This window comes from Mesorhizobium sp. B2-1-8 (genome assembly GCF_006442545.2).
In the GTDB taxonomy this organism is placed as follows: Bacteria; Pseudomonadota; Alphaproteobacteria; order Rhizobiales; family Rhizobiaceae; genus Mesorhizobium.
Window position 1 is genome coordinate 1859495 of the sequence record NZ_CP083952.1, and the last position, 17337, is coordinate 1876831.

The following is a 17337-nucleotide window of genomic DNA, read 5'->3' on the forward strand; positions in this document are numbered from 1 at the left end:
AAGGCAATCATCGGGGCCAGACCGGATACCTCTTTTTCAACGCGGCGCAAAACGGCAAGCGCCGTCGCAAACAGCGCAAGGATGGCAGCGCTGTTTCGCTAGTGATACACCTCGCGCGCCGGGGCTTGATGATGAACGCCCGGCTGCCATTTGCGAGGCTGGACCGTGAAGAAATACTCTGTATTCGCCATCGCCCGCGAGGCCATGCGCGGCCACAAGGGCTGGGAGGAACAATGGTCCTCGCCGGAGCCGAAGAAGGAGTACGATGTCATCATCGTCGGCGCCGGCGGCCACGGCCTGGCGACGGCCTATTATCTGGCCACCGTGCACGGCATCACCAATGTCGCGGTCCTGGAAAAGGGCTGGCTGGGTGGCGGAAACACCGGCCGCAACACCACCATCATCCGCTCCAACTATCTCTATGACGAGAGCGCCGGCATCTACGACCACGCTTTGAAACTGTGGGACGGGCTGAGCCAGGAACTCAACTACAACGTCATGTATTCGGCTCGCGGCGTCATGATGCTGGCGCACAATGTGCACGACATCCAGGTGCTGAAGCGCCATGTCCACGCCAACCGGCTGAACGGCATCGACAATGAATGGCTGACGCCGGAACAGGCCAAGGAATTCTGCCCGCCGCTCAACACCTCGAAAGACGCGCGCTATCCGGTCGTCGGGGCTGCCTTGCAGCGCCGCGGCGGCACGGCGCGCCATGACGCGGTCGCCTGGGGTTATGCGCGCGGGGCTTCGGCGCGCGGCGTCCACATCATCCAGAACTGCGAGGTCACTGGCGTCAAGCGGGCTGCCAACGGCGCGGTGACCGGCGTCGACACGACGCGCGGCTTCATCGGCGCCAAGAAGGTCGGCGTCGTCGCCGCCGGACACTCCTCCGTCATCATGAACATGGCAGGCGTGCGCATGCCGCTGGAGAGCTATCCGCTGCAGGCGCTGGTGTCGGAGCCGGTCAAGCCGGTCGTGCCCTGCGTTGTGATGTCGAACACGGTCCACGCCTATATCTCGCAGTCCGACAAGGGCGAACTGGTGATCGGCGCCGGCACCGACCAGTATGTTTCCTATTCGCAGACCGGCGGGCTTCACATCTTGCAGCATACGCTGGACGCCATCTGCGAGATGTTCCCGGTCTTCACGCGCATGAAGATGCTGCGCTCGTGGGGCGGCATCGTCGACGTGACGCCCGACCGCTCGCCGATCCTGGCCAAGACGCCGGTGCCAGGCCTCTATGTCAATTGCGGCTGGGGCACGGGCGGCTTCAAGGCCACGCCTGGCTCGGGCCATGTCTTTGCACACACCATCGCCAAGGACGATCCGCATCCGATCAACGCGCCCTTCACCATCGAACGCTTCCGCACCGGCCGCCTCATCGACGAGGCTGCTGCGGCGGCGGTGGCGCACTGATGATGACCGAGATGGCTGTGGCGATGCCGCTGATGCTGGCGGGGCTCCATTGATGACCATGGGCCAGAAGCTTTGCGATCAACCCGCCGGCGCGCGCGTCGGCCACGGCGAATTGTAGGAACAAACAGAATGCTTCTCATCCGCTGCCCCTATTGCGAGGAAGAGCGCCCGGAACTCGAATTCCGCAACGCCGGCGAGGCGCATATAGCGCGCTCGGCCAACATGGCCGGCGAGAGCGACGACGATTTCGAGAAGTTCTTCTTCATCCGCTCCAATCCCAAGGGCATCATCTATGAACGCTGGCGGCACATGCATGGCTGCGCGCGCTTCTTCAACGCGGTGCGCGACACCGTCACCGACAAGTTCGTCATGACCTACAAGGCCGGCGAGCCGAAACCTTCCAAGCTGCCCAATAACTCCAACGAAGGGCTTGCCAAATGAGCGGCGCGTTGCGTATTCCGGGCGCCGGACGCCTCAGCCAGGCCAAGGCCGCCCGCTTCAGCTTCGACGGCCAGGCCTATGCCGGCATCGAGGGCGACACATTGGCCTCGGCGCTGCTTGCCAATGGCGTGCATCTGGTCGGCCGTTCGTTCAAGTACCACCGCCCGCGCGGCATCCTGTCGGCCGGCGCGGAAGAGCCCAACGCTCTGGTGCAGATCGTGCGTGATGACGCGCGCAAGACGCCGAACGTGCGCGCGACGGTGCAGGAACTCTATGACGGGCTCGCCGCCAATTCGCAGAACCGCTGGCCGTCGCTGTCCTTCGATGTCGGTGCGGTCAACGATTTGGCATCGCCGCTGTTTTCGGCCGGTTTCTACTACAAGACCTTCATGTGGCCGAAGGCGGCCTGGAAGAGCCTCTACGAACCGAAGATCCGCGAAGCCGCCGGCCTTGGCGTCTCTCCCGACAGGCCGGATCCAGACCATTATTCCTCGCGCTACGCCCATTGCGACGTTCTGGTGCTGGGCGGTGGTGCCGCCGGCATCGCGGCGGCACTTGCCGCGGCAGAGACCGGCGTGCGCGTCATCCTCGCGGACGAGCAGGCCGAGTTCGGCGGCAGCCTGCGCTTCGAGTCTGGTGCGAAAATCGACGGCCAGGGCGGCTTTGCCTGGGCGCAAGCGGCGATCGCCAGGCTGAGTGCGATGGACAATGTCCGCGTGCTGCCGCGCACCACGGCGTTCGGCTATTACGCGCAGAATTTCGTCGGCCTGGTCGAGCGCGTCAGCGATCACCTGAAGGCTCCCGGTCACGACCTGCCGCGCGAGCGGCTCTGGCAGGTCCGCGCCAAGCGCGTGGTGCTGGCCTCCGGCGCCATCGAGCGCCACATGGTGTTCGCCAACAACGACCGGCCAGGCGTCATGCTGGCCGGCGCGGCGCGCACCTTCCTCAATCACTATGGTGTCGCGGTCGGAAAAAATGTCGGTGTCTACACCGCCAATGACTCGGCCTACGGCGCCGCGATCGACCTGAAGAAGGCCGGCGTCAACGTGGCGGCGATCGTCGATCTGCGTGACAACCCGACCGGCCCGGTGATCGACGAGGCGAGGGCGCTCGGCATCGAGATCAATTTCGGCCGTGCTGTGATCCGCGCCGGCGGCAAGCTGCGCGTGTCGTCGATGACGGTGCAGCCGAAGAATGGCGGCGGCGAACGCACCATCGCGGTCGATGCGATCCTGATGTCGGCCGGCTGGACGCCGTCGGTGCATCTGTTCTCGCAGTCGCGCGGCAAGGTCGCCTTCAACGACGAGACCAAGCGCTTCGTGCCGGGCACCTATGCGCAGGACTGCGTCTCGGTCGGCGCCTGCAACGGCACTGACGGCCTGTCGGCAACGGTTGACGAAGCCTATGCGGCGGGCGCCAAGGCGGCCAAGGATGCTGGCGCGAAAGCCGCCAAAGGTGTGAAGCCGAAGGTGGACGCCTCGGAGAGCTGGTCGCGCGGCATGCTGGGTGCGGCACCCGGCGCCGGGCCGGACACGACGGTGAAAGCCTTCGTCGATTTCCAGAACGACGTCACCGCCAAGGATATCCGCCAGGCGGTGCATGAAGGCATGCGCTCGATCGAGCATGTCAAGCGCTTCACCACCAACGGCATGGCGACCGACCAGGGCAAGACGTCCAACATGCACGGGCTGGCGATTGCCGCCGAGACGCTGGGCAAGCCGATCCCCGAGGTCGGCCTGACCACGTTCCGCGCGCCGTACACGCCGGTCACCTTCGGCGCGATCGTCAGCCACGCGCGTGGGCCGCTGTTCGACCCGACCCGCAAGACGGCAATCCATCCCTGGGCCGAGGCGCAAGGCGCGGTGTTCGAGGATGTCGGCCAATGGAAGCGCGCCTGGTATTTCCCGAAAGCCGGCGAGGACATGCATGCGGCGGTCGACCGCGAATGCGTCGCCGTCCGCAACCAGGCCGGCCTGTTCGATGCCTCGACGCTGGGCAAGATAGAAGTGGTCGGGCCGGATGCGGCCAAATTCATGGAACTGCTCTACACCAACCCGTGGGAGAAGCTGGAGCCAGGCCGCTGCCGCTATGGCATCATGCTGCGCGAGGACGGCTTCATCTATGATGACGGTGTCGTCGGCAGGCTGGCGCCGGACCGTTTCCATGTCACCACGACGACGGGCGGCGCGCCGCGCGTCATGAACCACATGGAGGATTACCTCCAGACCGAGTTCCCGCATCTCAATGTCTGGCTGACCTCGATCACCGAGCAGTGGGCGGTCATCGCCGTGCAGGGTCCGAAATCCCGCGACATCATCGCGCCGCTGGTCGAAGGCATCGACATGTCCGATGAAGCGCTGCCGCATATGTCGGTGCGCGAGGGCAAGATCTGCGGCGTGCCGACACGGCTGTTTCGCATGTCGTTCACCGGCGAGCGCGGTTTCGAGGTCAATGTGCCGGCCGACCATGGCCAGGCGGTCTGGGAAGCGCTGTGGGCCGAGGGCCAGAAGCATGGCGCCACCGCGTACGGCACCGAGGCGATGCACGTGTTGCGCGCCGAGAAGGGCTATATCATCGTCGGCCAGGATACGGACGGCACGGTGACGCCCAACGATGCCGGTCTCGACTGGGCGGTCGGCAAGAAGAAGGCCGACTTCGTCGGCATTCGCGGCCTGACGCGGCCTGACCTCGTGGCCAAAGGCCGCAAGCAACTGGTCGGCCTCAAAACCAAGGACCCCAAGGTGGTGCTGGAAGAAGGCGCGCAGATCGTCGAGGATCCGAAGCAGGCGATTCCGATGAAGATGATCGGCCATGTCACATCGAGTTATTGGTCGCAAAATTGCGGCCGTTCGATCGCGCTGGCGCTGGTCGCCGGCGGGCGTGACCGGATGGGCGATACGCTCTACGTGCCGATGCCGAACGGGGTGATCGAAGTGGAGGTTACCGGCATGGTGTTCTTCGACGAGACGGGAGGGCGCCTCAATGGCTAAGGCTGCTGCAAAGACGGCCGCGACGGCTTCGCCCTCGGCAGAGCGGCGTCCGGCACTGGCCGGGCGCACCGTCTCCGCAACGGGTGTCAAGGTCGAGGTGCTGCCGCCGGCCGAGCGCGTCTCGCTGCGCGCGCCGGAAGCTTCGGTCGCCGCACTGTCGAAGGCGCTCGGCCTGACCTTGCCGAAGAAGCCGAAAACATCAGTGTCGAAGGGCGGGCGTACGGCGCTGTGGCTTGGGCCGGACGAATGGCTTGTCATCGACGAGGCCGGCAAGGACCCACTCGCCGATTGCGCAAAGGTTTCAGCCTTGCACTCGTCGGTCGGTATCTCGCATCGCAACATCGCGATTTCAGTCACCGGTCCGGCGGCGGAAGCCGCGATCAATTCGGGCTGCCCGCAGGATCTGTCGCTCGAAGCCTTCCCGGTGGGCGCCGCTTCGCGCACCATCCTGGGCAAGGCCGAGATCGTGCTGTTGCGCACGGCCGACGAAGGCTTCCGGGTCGAGTGCTGGCGTTCCTTCTCGGACTATGTCTTTACTTTCCTGTCCGAAGGAGCCCGCGACGCCGCTGGCTGACCCCGGAACGTTTGCCGCTCGCGTCCGTTGTGCGGCGACAGGTCGAGGAGAATTGCCGATGCCGTCGAAGTCCGCGCCGAAATCGCCGAAAACCGCGGCAGTCCGCTCGCTAGAACTTGAGCGGCGCCAGGAAGCCGACGCCGAAGAAGAGCTCGAGGAAGGCCTCGAGGATACGTTCCCGGCCAGCGATCCCGTGTCGATTACGGGGTCGTCCATTTCCGGCGCGCCGGCCAAAGCCGGCAAGGCCAAGACAGTTCCTGGCCGCAAGACCCGCAAGCCCTGAAATTTTTGGCTGAAGGCGTCTTCCCAATGCTTCGGTGGATGCGGTATTCAAAGCGCTTTGGAGAGGAAAAATGCCAATAGAAGCCGTTGTCTGGGGCGAGAACGTCCATGAACAGACCAATGCCGCCGTGCGCGACCTCTATCCGCTGGGCATGCACGGCACCATTGCCGCCGCGCTCAACCAGGACAAGCGCATTGAGGCGACCACCGCCACCTTGCAGGAACCCGAACACGGCCTGAGCGAGACGCGCCTGGCGGCCACCGACGTGCTTCTATGGTGGGGCCATGCCGCCCATGGCGAGGTCAAGGACGAGATCGTCGAGCGCGTGCAGAAGCGGGTCTGGGAAGGCATGGGGCTGATCGTGCTTCATTCCGGCCATTACTCGAAAATATTCAAGCGGCTTATGGGCACGCCTTGTTCGCTGAAATGGCGCGAGGCGGGCGAGCGCGAGCGGGTCTGGGCGATCAACCGCGGCCACCCGATCGCCCAAGGCATCGGCGAATGCCTGGAGATCGGCGAGACGGAAATGTATGGCGAGCCGTTCGCGGTGCCGGAGCCGCTGGAGACGGTGTTTATCTCCTGGTACGAGGGCGGCGAGGTGTTCCGATCGGGGCTGACCTACCAGCGCGGCGCGGGAAAAATCTTCTACTTCTCGCCCGGCCACGAGACCTATCCGATCTATCACAATGAAGGCGTTCAGCAGGTGCTGCGCAACGCCGTGCATTGGGCACACAACCCGGCCCCGGCCTGGGCCGGCATCACCAATGCGCCGAATGTACCGACGGACAAGGCCAAGGAGAAGATTGTCCAGAAAGGCCTGCGCCTGCATGCCGACGGTGATAAGGGGTTGAGCTGATGCATCGCTTGCTTTTGCTCGGCACCGGCTGGATCGCGGCGCATCATATCGAGGAGTTCGGTCAGGTTCCGGGCTGCAGCATCGTCGCCTGCGTCGATTCTCTGCCGGGCCGCGCGGCGGCGTTCGCTGCCGCCAACAAGATAGGCAATTTCTTCGAAAGCCTCGAAGCGGCGATCGCCTGGGGTGAGTTCGATGCCGCCATCAACGCGACGCCGGACGGCGTCCACAAGGCGACGACGCTCTCCCTGCTTGCCGCCGGGAAACATGTGTTCTGCGAAAAGCCGCTGGCGCCCAACCATGCCGATGCGCTTGCGATGAGCGAAGCCGCCGAGGCGGCCGGGCTCGTCAACATGGTCAACCTGACCTATCGCAACTCACCCGTGATCCACGAGGCCCGACGCATGGTGCAGGCCGGCGAGATCGGCGAGCTGCGCCATGTCGAGGCGGGCTACAGGCAAAGCTGGCTGGTCAGCAAGTTTTGGGGCGACTGGCGGATCGACGACAAATGGCTGTGGCGCCTGTCGAGCCGACACGGTTCGACAGGTGTTCTGGGTGATGTCGGCATCCACATCCTGGATTTCGCCAGCTATGGCGCGGCCCAGGATATCGTCGGTCTGCATGCCGACCTGGTGACGTTTCCGAAAGCGGAGGGCGATCGCATCGGCGACTATGTGCTCGACGCCAATGACAGCGTGGCGATGACGGCGCGGCTCAAATCCGGGGCGCTGGCCACGATCATGGCCAGCCGCTACACGACAGGTCACGGCAACGATTTGTCGCTGGCCTTGCATGGCACCAAGGGCGCGATCAAGGTCGAGACCGACGGCAAGGTTTCGCACCTGTCCGCCTGCCTTGGCGAGGATGTCGACCACCAGCGCTGGCGGACGCTGATGCCGCCCGAAGTCAAGCGCAACGCCCGGCGCTTTGCCGATGCGCTCGATACCGGACAGAACGGCGATCCGTCGTTCCGGCGGGCCGCAGACATGCAGAAGCTGATCGACGCGGCCTTCGAAAGTTCAGCGACCAAGCTGCCGGTCTCGGTCGCCTGAAATCACCATCTGGCCGGTTGAGCCGGCCAGAACCGACTTTCCGAAAATCTCAGTAGGCGCTCGGCATGATCCACGGGTTCACCGTGATTCCGAGCCGCGGACCCTTGCCGTCGGTCGTGGCTTGCTTGGAAGCCTTCTTATCGACCGAGCCGGTCGAAGCGCAATCGAGCTTCACATTGGTCCTGATGTCGACGCAGGTCGCTGCAGTCGGGTGCTTGACCGGGTGAGCGGAGCCGGCGGCAAAAGCCGAGCCCGAAAGTGCCAGCACGGCGGCGAGGGTGAGAAGTGTCTTTTTCATGGTCGGTCTCCGTTTTCGACGGTGAATTTGTTTCCGTACACGTACGTTGTTTCGTACAAATACGTCCGACGATCGGGGAGTTCAAGGGAGAATCGTACGCGTACGGTAAACTTTTGTTAACCAAGAAATTCGCCTACAGCGTGTCGCGGCGAATAAGATTCGCCCGACCTGCTGTAAGCTTCTGATTTTATGCATGTCGTTATCCCGGAACCGAGGACACTTCCGGGCGACATGCATTAGCTAGACTTGGCTGCGAGGGCGGTGAGGAAACGGGAAGACGAAAGGGCTGGCGCTCAGCAGTTGACCGGTGTCTCGGTCAACGGCGGCACATCTTGCGTGCTGAGCGTGGCAAGGGTGAAATCGCACATGCGTTTGACGAAAGCCTGCGGGTCGCCGAACGGATAAAAGGGGAAGGTGATCAACAGCGAGATCGTGCCATGGCCGACCGCCCACAGCATGGTGGCAATGGCGCGCGGATCGCCATGCAATTTGCCGGCGGCGACACAGGCCTCGACCCTGCTGATCAGCGCCTTCATCGCCGGGTTGCCTTCCTCCATGTCCTCGTAACTCCTGCCTTCCGGCAGCTTGGTCTTTTCGGTCATGAAGACGGTGCGGTATTCGTTGGGATTGCCGAGCCCGAAGGCGGCATATTCGGTCATGACCGCCTGCAAGGCCTCGATCGGATCGTCCGATGGGTGCTCCTCGATGCGACGGGCGAGCGTTTCGAACGCGTCCTCGGCCAGCGCGAACAGGATGTCCTGCTTGTCGGCGAAGTAGGAATAGACCGACATAGGCGCATACCCGACCCGCTTGGCCAGCTTGCGGATGGTCAGGCCTTCGTAGCCTTCTTCCTGGACGAGCTTGTGCGCGGCCGCGACAAGCTCCGAGCGCAGTTCGGCCTTTTGTTTCTCGCGGCGTTTCTGGACGCTCAGCGGCAAGTCTGTTGCCCTTTTCTGGTCGGTGCCTGGCTAAATTATATACGCTGTACGGAAACGAACAAGGGTGCCGCGGGTTCCCAAGCGGCAGGCGTCAGAAGCTACCCATGACGTTTCCCCCTTAGGTCTGCTCGTCGATCAGTTTGGCGGCGAGGTGCGAGAGCAATTTGACCGCCTCGCCATAGGTTTTGGCCTTCTCCGGGTTGGAAGCGTTGCCGTCGAGCGCCCGCTTGTAGACACCCTGGCAGATTGCCGCCAACCGAAAGAAGGAGAAGGCGAGGAAGAACGTCCAGTTGTCGATGCCGGCGAGCCCACGCCGCTGGCAATAGGCGGTGACATAATCTTCTTCGCCGGGCAGGCCAAGTGCCGAGCGATCGACGCCGCCCAGGCCGCGAAAGCCGGAATCATGCGGCAGGCGCCATTGCATGCACTGATAGGCGATGTCGGCGAAGGAGTGGCCAAGCGTCGACAATTCCCAGTCGAGCACCGCCAGTACCCTCGGCTGGTCCGGCGCGAAGATCAGATTGTCCAGCCGGTAGTCGCCATGCACCAGCGACACCCTGATATCATCGGCCGGCATATGGGTTTCCAGCCAGGCAATCAGGTGATCCATGTCAGCAATGGTGCCGGTCTCGGAGGCACGGTACTGGCTGGTCCAGCGTGCCAGCTGCCGCTCGAAGTAACTGCCGGGGCGGCCGAAATCGCCGAGACCCACGGCCTCGACATCGACATCGCGCAGGGCGGCGAGCGTCGCGTTCATGGCGTCGTAGATCGCGGCGCGCTCACCGTTGTCGCGGGCGTCAGGCAGCGCCGGATCCCAGAAGATGCGGCCATCGAGGAAATCCATGACGTAGAACATGCGGCCGATCGGCGAATCCTCGGCCGACAGATGCAGCATTTCTGGGACAGGCACGGCGGTGCCCAAAAGCGCCTTCATCACCCGGAATTCGCGGTCGACCTGGTGCGCCGATTTCAGGAGTTGGCCTGGCGGCTTGGCGCGCAGCACGTAACGGCCGCTTGCCGCCGTCAGGAGATAGGTCGGGTTGGATTGGCCGGATTTGAATTTTTCGATTGCCGTGAGCCCGGAAAAGCCCGGGATGTGCGCCTCGAGGTAAGGCGCAAGCGCCGCCTGGTCAAGCGCGTTCGGGTCGCTCATGCAGTCTCGGGCTGACGTTCAATCAAGGTCAGCGTCAGCCAGCGGGCGGTCAGCGCCGGTTTCTTCGAACCTTCGATCTCGATGGTCACGTCGTGCGCCGTCTGCACCCAGCCCGATGGCCTGACCTTGACGTCGGCCAGCACGAAACGGGTGCGGATGCGCGCGCCGGTCTTCACCGGCGCCAGGAAGCGCAGCGAATCGAAGCCATGGTTGACGCCCATCTTGCCGTTTTCCAGCGGTGGCATGGTCTCGAACGTCATCGCCGATAGCAGCGACAGCGACAGGAAACCATGCGCGATGGTGCCGCCGAACGGCGTTTCGCGCTTGGCCCGCTCTGGATCGCAGTGGATGAACTGGTGGTCGTCGGTGGCGTCGGCGAACTGGTCGATCATGCGCTGCGTAACCACACGCCAGGGCGAAACGCCGACCTCCTTGCCGACGCTGGCCAGAAGCACATCGAGACTTATCGGTTCCACGCTCATGTCCTCCTGTTTCACCCCCGGCTTCTGCGGCCGGAAAATGTCATTCCTTGAACAAGGTCAACCCATGCTGCACCGACTGCCCGCCGTCGATCGGCAGGATGGCGCCGGTGACATAGCTGCCTGCACGGCTGCACAAATAGAGCGTTGCGCCGGCAATGTCATCCGGTGTGCCGATGCGGCCGATCGGGACATGGCTGCCGACATGCCTGGCCTGTTCGTCCGTGCCGGTGGCGAATGCGGTCATGCGGCTCTGGAACGGGCCTAGGGCGAAGGCGTTGACGGTGATGCGGCGGCCAGCGAATTCGATCGCCAGCGTGCGTGTCAGGTGGTGCACCGCGGCCTTTGAGGCAGTGTAGGAGTAGGCGTCATCGGCCAGCGGCTGCGTGCCCATCACCGAGCCCAGATTGATCACCCGGGCCGGATCGGCGTCGCTTGCAGCAGCATCGAGCAGCGGCAGCAATTCGCGTGTCAGATGGAAGACCGCGGTGACATTGACGCCGAACACCTTGGCCCATGCCGAATAAGGGAAGCTCTCCAGCGGCGCGCCCCAGGACACGCCGGCATTGTTGACCAGAATATGCAGTCTTTCGGTCCGCGCCTTGACTTCGCCGGCCAGAGCGGCAATGCCAGCCTCACTGGAGACATCGCCGGCAAAGCCTTCCGCCCGGCCCGGGGCGCCAAGTCCGTTCAATTCGCCGGCGACCTTGATGCAGTCCTCGCCTTTGCGCGAGGCGATCATCACGCTGGCACCGGCCTTGACCAGCGCGGTTGCCGCCATACGGCCGATGCCGGTCGCCGCTCCCGTCACCAGCGCGGTCTTGCCGGCAACCGAAAACAGCTCATCCAGATAGCTCATCCAAATTCTCCGCGCCTTTGCCTCGCCTGCCGGCAAAACAGTTCGCGTTGACAAGGCTATCCGAAGTACGGTCATCCTTGCCACGGATAAAATGCCCGGCCTGCATGAAGGGTTAGCGACCGATGACGCAGATGAATCTCGGCATGACCGAGCGGCTGAAGCCGATCCACGCACGCGTCGCGGCCATGGTGCGCGACGAGATCATGCCGCTCGACAAGGAATTTCTGGGCGAAGTCGGCAAGGCCGGCGACCGCTGGGTCTACAGCAAGCGACAGAGCGAGATCCTCGAAGGGCTGAAGAAGACCGCCTGGGAACGAGGGCTGTGGAACTTCTGGCTGACCGGCTCGGAACGCGGCTACGGCCTGTCCACCGTCGAATACGCCTATCTGGCAGAGGAGATGGGCAAGGCCCATCTCGGCGCCGAAACCTTCAACTGCTCCGCGCCCGACACCGGCAACATGGAGGTTCTGGAACGCTACGGCTCGGCCGAGCATAAGCGGGAATGGCTCGAGCCGCTGTTGGACGGAAAAATCCGCTCGGCCTATCTGATGACGGAGCCGGATGTCGCTTCCTCCGACGCCACTAACATTTCCATGCGCTGCGAGCGGCAGGGCGGCGACTATGTGCTCAATGGCGAGAAATGGTGGGCGTCGGGCGCCGGCGATCCGCGCTGCGCCATCTACATCGTCATGGTGCGAACCGGCGGCGATGACGAGCCACGGCATCGCCGTCATTCGATGATCCTGGTTCCCTCGGACACGAAAGGCGTGACCAAGGTTCGCGCCATGCAGGTCTATGGCGACGATGATGCGCCGCACGGCCACATGCATCTTCGCTTCGACAATGTGCTGATATCAGCCTCGAACCTGATCCTCGGCGAGGGCAGGGGTTTCGAGATCGCGCAGGGCCGTCTCGGCCCCGGCCGCATCCACCACTGCATGCGCGCCATCGGCCAGGCCGAGATGGCGCTGGAGATGCTGTGCCAGCGTTCCATGCGCCGCGAGGCCTTCGGCCAGAAGCTGGCGAAGCTAGGCGCCAATTTCGACATCATCGCCGAATGCCGCATGGAGATCGAGATGGCCCGGCTGCTCTGCCTCAAGGCGGCGTGGATGATCGACCAGGGCGACGCGCGTGCCGCGGCCCCCTGGATCAGCCAGATCAAAGTCATCGCACCGCGTGTCGCGCTGAAGGTCACAGACGAGGCGGTGCAGATGTTCGGCGCGCAAGGCATCAGCCAGGACACGCCGCTGGCGCGCTCGTGGACGCACCTCAGGACGCTGCGCCTCGCCGACGGGCCGGATGCCGTGCATCGGCGGCAGGTGGCGCGGACGGAACTGAAGAAATACACGCAGGAGAAGGTCTGAGCGCTGCCGGCCGCCTTGCCGCCGACAAACAAGGAATACCACCAATGACGATCCCCTCCGAAATGAAGGCGCTGCTCTTGGTCGGTGACGGCTATACCAAGACGCCGAGCGGCAGTGCGCTCGAGGCGATGGAGCCGTATCTCGAACCAGGCAGCATCGCCGTACCTGTGCCCGGACCGGGCCAGGTGCTGATCAAGGTCAGCCTGGCTTCGATCAATCCATCGGATGTCGCCTTCATCAAGGGCCAGTATGGCCAGCCGCGCGCCAAGGGCCAGCCGGCCGGCTTCGAGGGCGTCGGCACGGTCGTCGCGGGTGGCGGGGAGCCCTATCCCAAGAGCCTCGTCGGCAAGCGTGTCGCCTTCGCCACCGGCCTTAGCAATTGGGGCTCGTGGGCTGAATATGCCATCGCCGAGGCGGCAGCCTGCATTCAACTGCTCGATACGGTGCGCGACGAGGATGGCGCGGCGATGATCGTCAATCCGCTGACCGCGATCGCCATGTTCGACATCGTCAAACAGGAAGGCGAAAAGGCCTTCGTCATGACCGCCGGCGCCAGCCAGCTCTGCAAGCTGATCATCGGCCTGGCCAGGGAGGAAGGGTTTCGGCCTGTCGTCACCGTGCGTCGCGACGAGCAGATCGCGTTGCTGAAAGAGCTTGGCGCGGCGCATGTCCTCAACGAGAAGGCACCGGATTTCGAGGCCACGCTGCGCGAGGTGATGAGGGCCGAACAGCCGCGCATCTTCCTCGATGCGGTCACCGGCCCGCTGGCGTCAGCCATCTTCAATGCGATGCCGAAACGGGCGCGCTGGATCATCTACGGCCGGCTCGATCCCGAGGCCACCATCATCCGCGAGCCCGGCCAGCTGATCTTCCAGCACAAGCGCATAGAGGGCTTCTGGCTGAGCGAATGGATGCGGCAATCTAGGGATCGGCGTGGTCCGGCGATCCTCGAGGCGCAGAAGCGGTTTTCCGACGGGCGCTGGTCGACAGACGTGACGGCGGTCATTCCGCTGGCCGAGGCAATGGCGCGCGTGCCGGGGGAACTGGCCAAGCCCAACGGCAAGGTATTGATCCGGCCTTAAGCGGTGACCTTGCTCTCGACGCTCGACACAATCACGTGTCCAGCTGCCATCGGAACGGCGGGATCGCCGCTTACGCCATTGAGCCCCCTATGCCTCGTCGCTTTGTCCGTGATATGTCGCCGCCATCGAATGCCGGGAAGGCGCTAGGCTGAGGCGTCTTCCGCGATGGCGTGCGGGGTGTATTGATGACGATTTCCAAGCCGGTTTTCGACCGTTTGGGGCTGGGTATGTGGGTCGGGGCATTCCTGGTCGTTCTCGGCCTGGTGTTATGGTCGCCCTACACGCGCACGGTGATGCAGGCCTACGGATATGGCAGCGAGGCATTCCTCAGCGGCCAGCCACTGTACAATCTCCAGTCGGAGATGGGCTATCTCTACGCGCCGGCCTTCGCCGCGCTCTACATTCCGGTGCTGAAGCTTGGACCGTATCTGGGCGGCGTGGTGTGGCATGCGGTGGGCTTCGCGGCGCTCACCTTCGCGGCGATGCGGCAGGTGCGCAAGCTCGGCGGTGAAGAATTGCCGTGGCTGCTTTCCTTCGGGCTCTTCCTTGCCTTGCCGATGGCGCTGGGTGCCGTCCGCAACGGCCAGGCGACGATCCTCCTGACCGGTGCCTGCTGGCTCCTGACCCTGTCTGCGCTCGAAGGGCGGCGCGCCGAGACCTTCTTCTGGGCTTCGGTCGCCATCATCGCCAAACCAACCGCGATCATCATGCTGTTGCTGGTGGGGGCCTTGCGCCTGCGGCTGATACCCGTGCTCGCGCTGGCGGTGTTGTTCGTGCTCGCCATACCATATGCCTTCGCACCTGCAGGCTACGTCAACGAGCAGTACGGTGATTTCGCCCGCATGCTGACTTCTATGGCCGTCGACAAGTCCGGCCGCTTCGTCCCCAGCGACTTCACGGCGCCTTTCACCTCGGTGGGAGTGCCCATGCCTGAATTCGCCGCCACGATCGTGCGCGTCGTCGTGGCACTGCTCACGCTATCGATCGTCCTCTGGTTCGACCGCAAGCTGCGGCCTGGAATGGCCGGACTGGCGATCTTCCTGACGGCCGCCTTCTACATGTGCGTCTTCAATCCGCGCGTCGAGCCAAATACCTATGCCATGATCGCCGTGCCTGCCGGTCTCGCCATCGCCATACTGTGGCGGGAGGAGCGTGGCGGTGTCCTGGCTTCGGTGCTGTCGACGGTATTGTTCCTCACAGGTTTGACCGGCGTCGAGCGCCACATGCATGATTTCTTCTACCCCTGGTTCCGGCCGCTCGCGGTCACCTTCATCGCCTGTTCGCTGATCTGGTGGTTCTGGGCCAAGGCGCGCCAAAAGACACTGAATGTCGGACCCGTTGCACATGGCTGAGTTGCGTCAGAAACTCGATATCGTGGCGCCCTTCTTCAACGAGGCGCAATCGGCGTCGGCCTTTGCCGCGCTGCTCGAGAGACTCGAGGAGGCGGTATCAAGCCGTTTCGGCATGGCCGTCCACAAGATCCTGGTCGACGACGGCAGCCGCGACGATGGCGCTGGGCGATTTTCGCAGGCCCTGTCGGGATCGTGGGAGATCGTCCGCCTCAGCCGCAATTTCGGCAAGGAGGTCGCGGTGCTTGCCGGCCTCGACCACTCGCGCGGCGACATGGTGCTGATCATGGATTCAGACCTGCAGCATTCCATGGACATCAGCCTGCAGATGATTGCCGAGTTGGTGGAGCACCCCGATATAGACGTCGTCTACGCCCAGAACGACCGGCGCGAGGCCAGCTGGCGGCGCAGCCAGTTGGCGAAGCTGTTTTATAGCCTGATCAACAGCAGCCAGCGTTTCGACATCCCCGAGAACGCGGGAGACTTTCGTGTCATGCGCGGTGCCGTCGCGCGCGCGCTGACCAGCCTGCGCGACAAGCGGCGCTTCAACAAGGGCCTGTTCGCCTGGGCAGGCTTCCGCCAGAAAGCCATACCCTATTCGCCGGAAAACCGCGCCATCGGCACATCGAAATGGAGCCGGCTCAACCTGATCGCCTTTTCGCTGGAAGGCTTTACGTCATTTTCGGTCATCCCTCTGCGCATCATCAGCCTGAGCGGGATGCTGGCGGCGCTGGCGGGAGGCGTTTACGGCGCCAAGGTGTTCTTCGAAGTGATGTTCTACGGGATCGCCGTGCCTGGCTATCCCAGCCTGATGGTCGCCGTCGTCCTGCTCGGTGGCCTCAACCTCACCTTGCTCGGCCTGATCGGCGAATATGTCTGGGTTACACTCTCGGAAAGCAAGGACCGGCCAGTCTATCTCGTGCGCGATGTCCTGCGCAGCGACGTGTCGGACAGGCCGGCAGGCGCGTCCCGGACATGACGCGGCGTATTCGCCTGATCGCCGACGACTACGGCCTGGCGCCAGGGGTTTGCGCCGGGATTCTAGACCTGCTCGACCGGCGACGCCTTACCGGCACCAGTTGCATGACCGGTTTTCCGGAATGGACCGAGGCGGCAGCGCGCATAAAGCCACTGTGCGGCCGCGCGGCGATCGGGCTGCACCTGACCCTCACGGACCAGCCAGCCGTCACGGGCAAATCGAGCCTGGCGCCTGATGGCCGGCTGCCGCCGCTTCGTTCTCTGGCCCTGCCGGTCCTGCGCGGCCGGATCGACAAACGCGACGTCCATGCCGAACTCGACGCGCAGTACAGTCGTTTCGTCGAGGCGCTGGGCCGTAAGCCCGACTTCATCGACGGTCATCAGCACGTGCATTTCCTGCCCGTCGTGCGCGGATGGCTGCGGGCGCATTTTCGCGAAGCTGCCGGCAGGCCGGTGTTGCGCGGCGCTCCGGCGCTCAGCGATGCCGCCGCCGCACCGAAGATCGCCGCGATCGCTGCCGTGGCCGCCGGCTTCAACCAATCGATGCAGCGCGCCGGCTTTGCCGTTTGGAAGCCGCTCGCAGGCATCTATGACTGGCGGCAGCCCGAAAAGTTTGCCCCATTGCTGGAGGCTGCGGTCGAAGCGTTGCCGGATCGTGGGTTGTTCATGTGCCACCCCGGCCATGTCGACGACACGCTGCGCGCGCGCGACCCGATGCAAGGCGTGCGCGAAGTGGAGTTCGGGGTACTGGCCTCGGATGCGTTCGGCGCACGCCTGGCCCGCGCCGGTGTCGAGATCATGGACGGCAAGGGATGAGCGGCGCCGAACAGCCCCGGCGTTCGACCGGCAGCAAGATCGTCCGTTTTGCGCTTGTCGGACTGGCGAATACGGCCATCGATCTTGCCGGCTTTTCCCTGCTGCTCAAGCTGCATGTCCCGCCGCTATCCGCCAATGTCGTCTCGTGGTCGATCGCCGTGATCTTCTCTTTCGTGGCGAATGGCTTCTGGTCGTTCGAGCGCAATCACGCCATCCGGCTGCATGACGCCTTCCTGCGGTTCGTCTCGCTCGGAGCGCTGATTTCGCTCGGCGTCTCCAGCCTGTCGATCGCACTCTTCGCCGGTATCGCGGGCGTGTGGCCGGCAAAGATCGGCGGCGTCATCGTGGCGGCTGTGCTGAACTTTATTGCCGCGCGCTGGTCGATCGAAGGCCGGCTGCTGAAATAGCT

General features: G+C 64.0%; 18 protein-coding genes. 13 read left to right on the plus strand and 5 right to left on the minus strand.

Annotation, left to right across the window (positions count from 1 at the left end; genetic code table 11):
• Positions 1 to 165: 165 nt before the first annotated feature.
• From FJ970_RS09200 to FJ970_RS09230, 7 genes are all read left to right on the plus strand, one after another.
• Positions 166 to 1419: a sarcosine oxidase subunit beta gene (locus FJ970_RS09200; protein ID WP_140756148.1), complete on the plus strand. Its 1254-nt coding sequence runs from the start codon at positions 166 to 168 to the stop codon at positions 1417 to 1419.
• A 129-nt stretch (positions 1420 to 1548) separates the two neighbouring features.
• A complete protein-coding gene (locus FJ970_RS09205) occupies positions 1549 to 1860 on the plus strand; it encodes a sarcosine oxidase subunit delta (RefSeq protein ID WP_140756146.1) in 312 nt (103 codons plus the stop codon).
• Positions 1857 to 4850, plus strand: a complete 2994-nt coding sequence (locus tag FJ970_RS09210; protein WP_140756144.1) for a sarcosine oxidase subunit alpha — start codon at positions 1857 to 1859, stop codon at positions 4848 to 4850. Before FJ970_RS09205 ends, FJ970_RS09210 begins: the two co-directional genes overlap by 4 nt.
• Entirely contained in the window at positions 4843 to 5424 is a 582-nt protein-coding gene (locus tag FJ970_RS09215; RefSeq protein ID WP_140756142.1) for a sarcosine oxidase subunit gamma, read from the plus strand. The genes FJ970_RS09210 and FJ970_RS09215 overlap by 8 nt, the downstream gene beginning before the upstream one ends.
• Before the next feature lie 58 nt (positions 5425 to 5482).
• Positions 5483 to 5707, plus strand: coding sequence for a hypothetical protein (locus tag FJ970_RS09220; RefSeq protein ID WP_140756140.1), 225 nt, complete (start codon positions 5483 to 5485; stop codon positions 5705 to 5707).
• A 70-nt stretch (positions 5708 to 5777) separates the two neighbouring features.
• Complete coding sequence (locus FJ970_RS09225; RefSeq protein ID WP_140756138.1) at positions 5778 to 6563, plus strand: ThuA domain-containing protein; 786 nt, start codon at positions 5778 to 5780, stop codon at positions 6561 to 6563.
• Positions 6563 to 7612, plus strand: coding sequence for a Gfo/Idh/MocA family protein (locus FJ970_RS09230; RefSeq protein ID WP_140756136.1), 1050 nt, complete (start codon positions 6563 to 6565; stop codon positions 7610 to 7612). The genes FJ970_RS09225 and FJ970_RS09230 overlap by 1 nt, the downstream gene beginning before the upstream one ends.
• A 49-nt stretch (positions 7613 to 7661) precedes the next feature.
• On the opposite strand, the gene FJ970_RS09235 is transcribed toward FJ970_RS09230, so the two are convergent.
• From FJ970_RS09235 to FJ970_RS09255, 5 genes are all read right to left on the minus strand, one after another.
• Complete coding sequence (locus FJ970_RS09235) at positions 7662 to 7910, minus strand: DUF680 domain-containing protein (RefSeq protein WP_140756134.1); 249 nt, start codon at positions 7908 to 7910, stop codon at positions 7662 to 7664.
• A 293-nt stretch (positions 7911 to 8203) separates the two neighbouring features.
• Entirely contained in the window at positions 8204 to 8848 is a 645-nt protein-coding gene (locus tag FJ970_RS09240; protein ID WP_140756132.1) for a TetR/AcrR family transcriptional regulator, read from the minus strand.
• A gap of 118 nt (positions 8849 to 8966) precedes the next feature.
• Positions 8967 to 10001, minus strand: a complete 1035-nt coding sequence (locus FJ970_RS09245; protein WP_140756130.1) for a phosphotransferase — start codon at positions 9999 to 10001, stop codon at positions 8967 to 8969.
• Positions 9998 to 10483, minus strand: coding sequence for a MaoC family dehydratase (locus FJ970_RS09250; RefSeq protein WP_019861112.1), 486 nt, complete (start codon positions 10481 to 10483; stop codon positions 9998 to 10000). Before FJ970_RS09250 ends, FJ970_RS09245 begins: the two co-directional genes overlap by 4 nt.
• Positions 10484 to 10523: 40 nt before the next feature.
• Positions 10524 to 11339: an SDR family oxidoreductase gene (locus tag FJ970_RS09255; RefSeq protein WP_140756128.1), complete on the minus strand. Its 816-nt coding sequence runs from the start codon at positions 11337 to 11339 to the stop codon at positions 10524 to 10526.
• 122 nt (positions 11340 to 11461) lie between these two features.
• Between FJ970_RS09255 and FJ970_RS09260 the strand changes: the two genes are divergently transcribed.
• From FJ970_RS09260 to FJ970_RS09285, 6 genes are all read left to right on the plus strand, one after another.
• Positions 11462 to 12703, plus strand: a complete 1242-nt coding sequence (locus tag FJ970_RS09260; protein WP_140756125.1) for an acyl-CoA dehydrogenase family protein — start codon at positions 11462 to 11464, stop codon at positions 12701 to 12703.
• A 44-nt stretch (positions 12704 to 12747) separates the two neighbouring features.
• Positions 12748 to 13785, plus strand: coding sequence for a zinc-binding dehydrogenase (locus FJ970_RS09265; RefSeq protein WP_140756123.1), 1038 nt, complete (start codon positions 12748 to 12750; stop codon positions 13783 to 13785).
• 185 nt (positions 13786 to 13970) lie between these two features.
• Positions 13971 to 15137: a glycosyltransferase family 87 protein gene (locus FJ970_RS09270; RefSeq protein WP_140756121.1), complete on the plus strand. Its 1167-nt coding sequence runs from the start codon at positions 13971 to 13973 to the stop codon at positions 15135 to 15137.
• Entirely contained in the window at positions 15130 to 16113 is a 984-nt protein-coding gene (locus tag FJ970_RS09275) for a glycosyltransferase family 2 protein (protein ID WP_140756119.1), read from the plus strand. The genes FJ970_RS09270 and FJ970_RS09275 overlap by 8 nt, the downstream gene beginning before the upstream one ends.
• Positions 16110 to 16928, plus strand: coding sequence for a ChbG/HpnK family deacetylase (locus FJ970_RS09280; protein ID WP_140756117.1), 819 nt, complete (start codon positions 16110 to 16112; stop codon positions 16926 to 16928). The genes FJ970_RS09275 and FJ970_RS09280 overlap by 4 nt, the downstream gene beginning before the upstream one ends.
• On the plus strand, positions 16925 to 17335 hold the full coding sequence (locus FJ970_RS09285) for a GtrA family protein (protein ID WP_140756115.1): 411 nt from the start codon (positions 16925 to 16927) through the stop codon (positions 17333 to 17335). Before FJ970_RS09280 ends, FJ970_RS09285 begins: the two co-directional genes overlap by 4 nt.
• Positions 17336 to 17337: the final 2 nt, after the last annotated feature.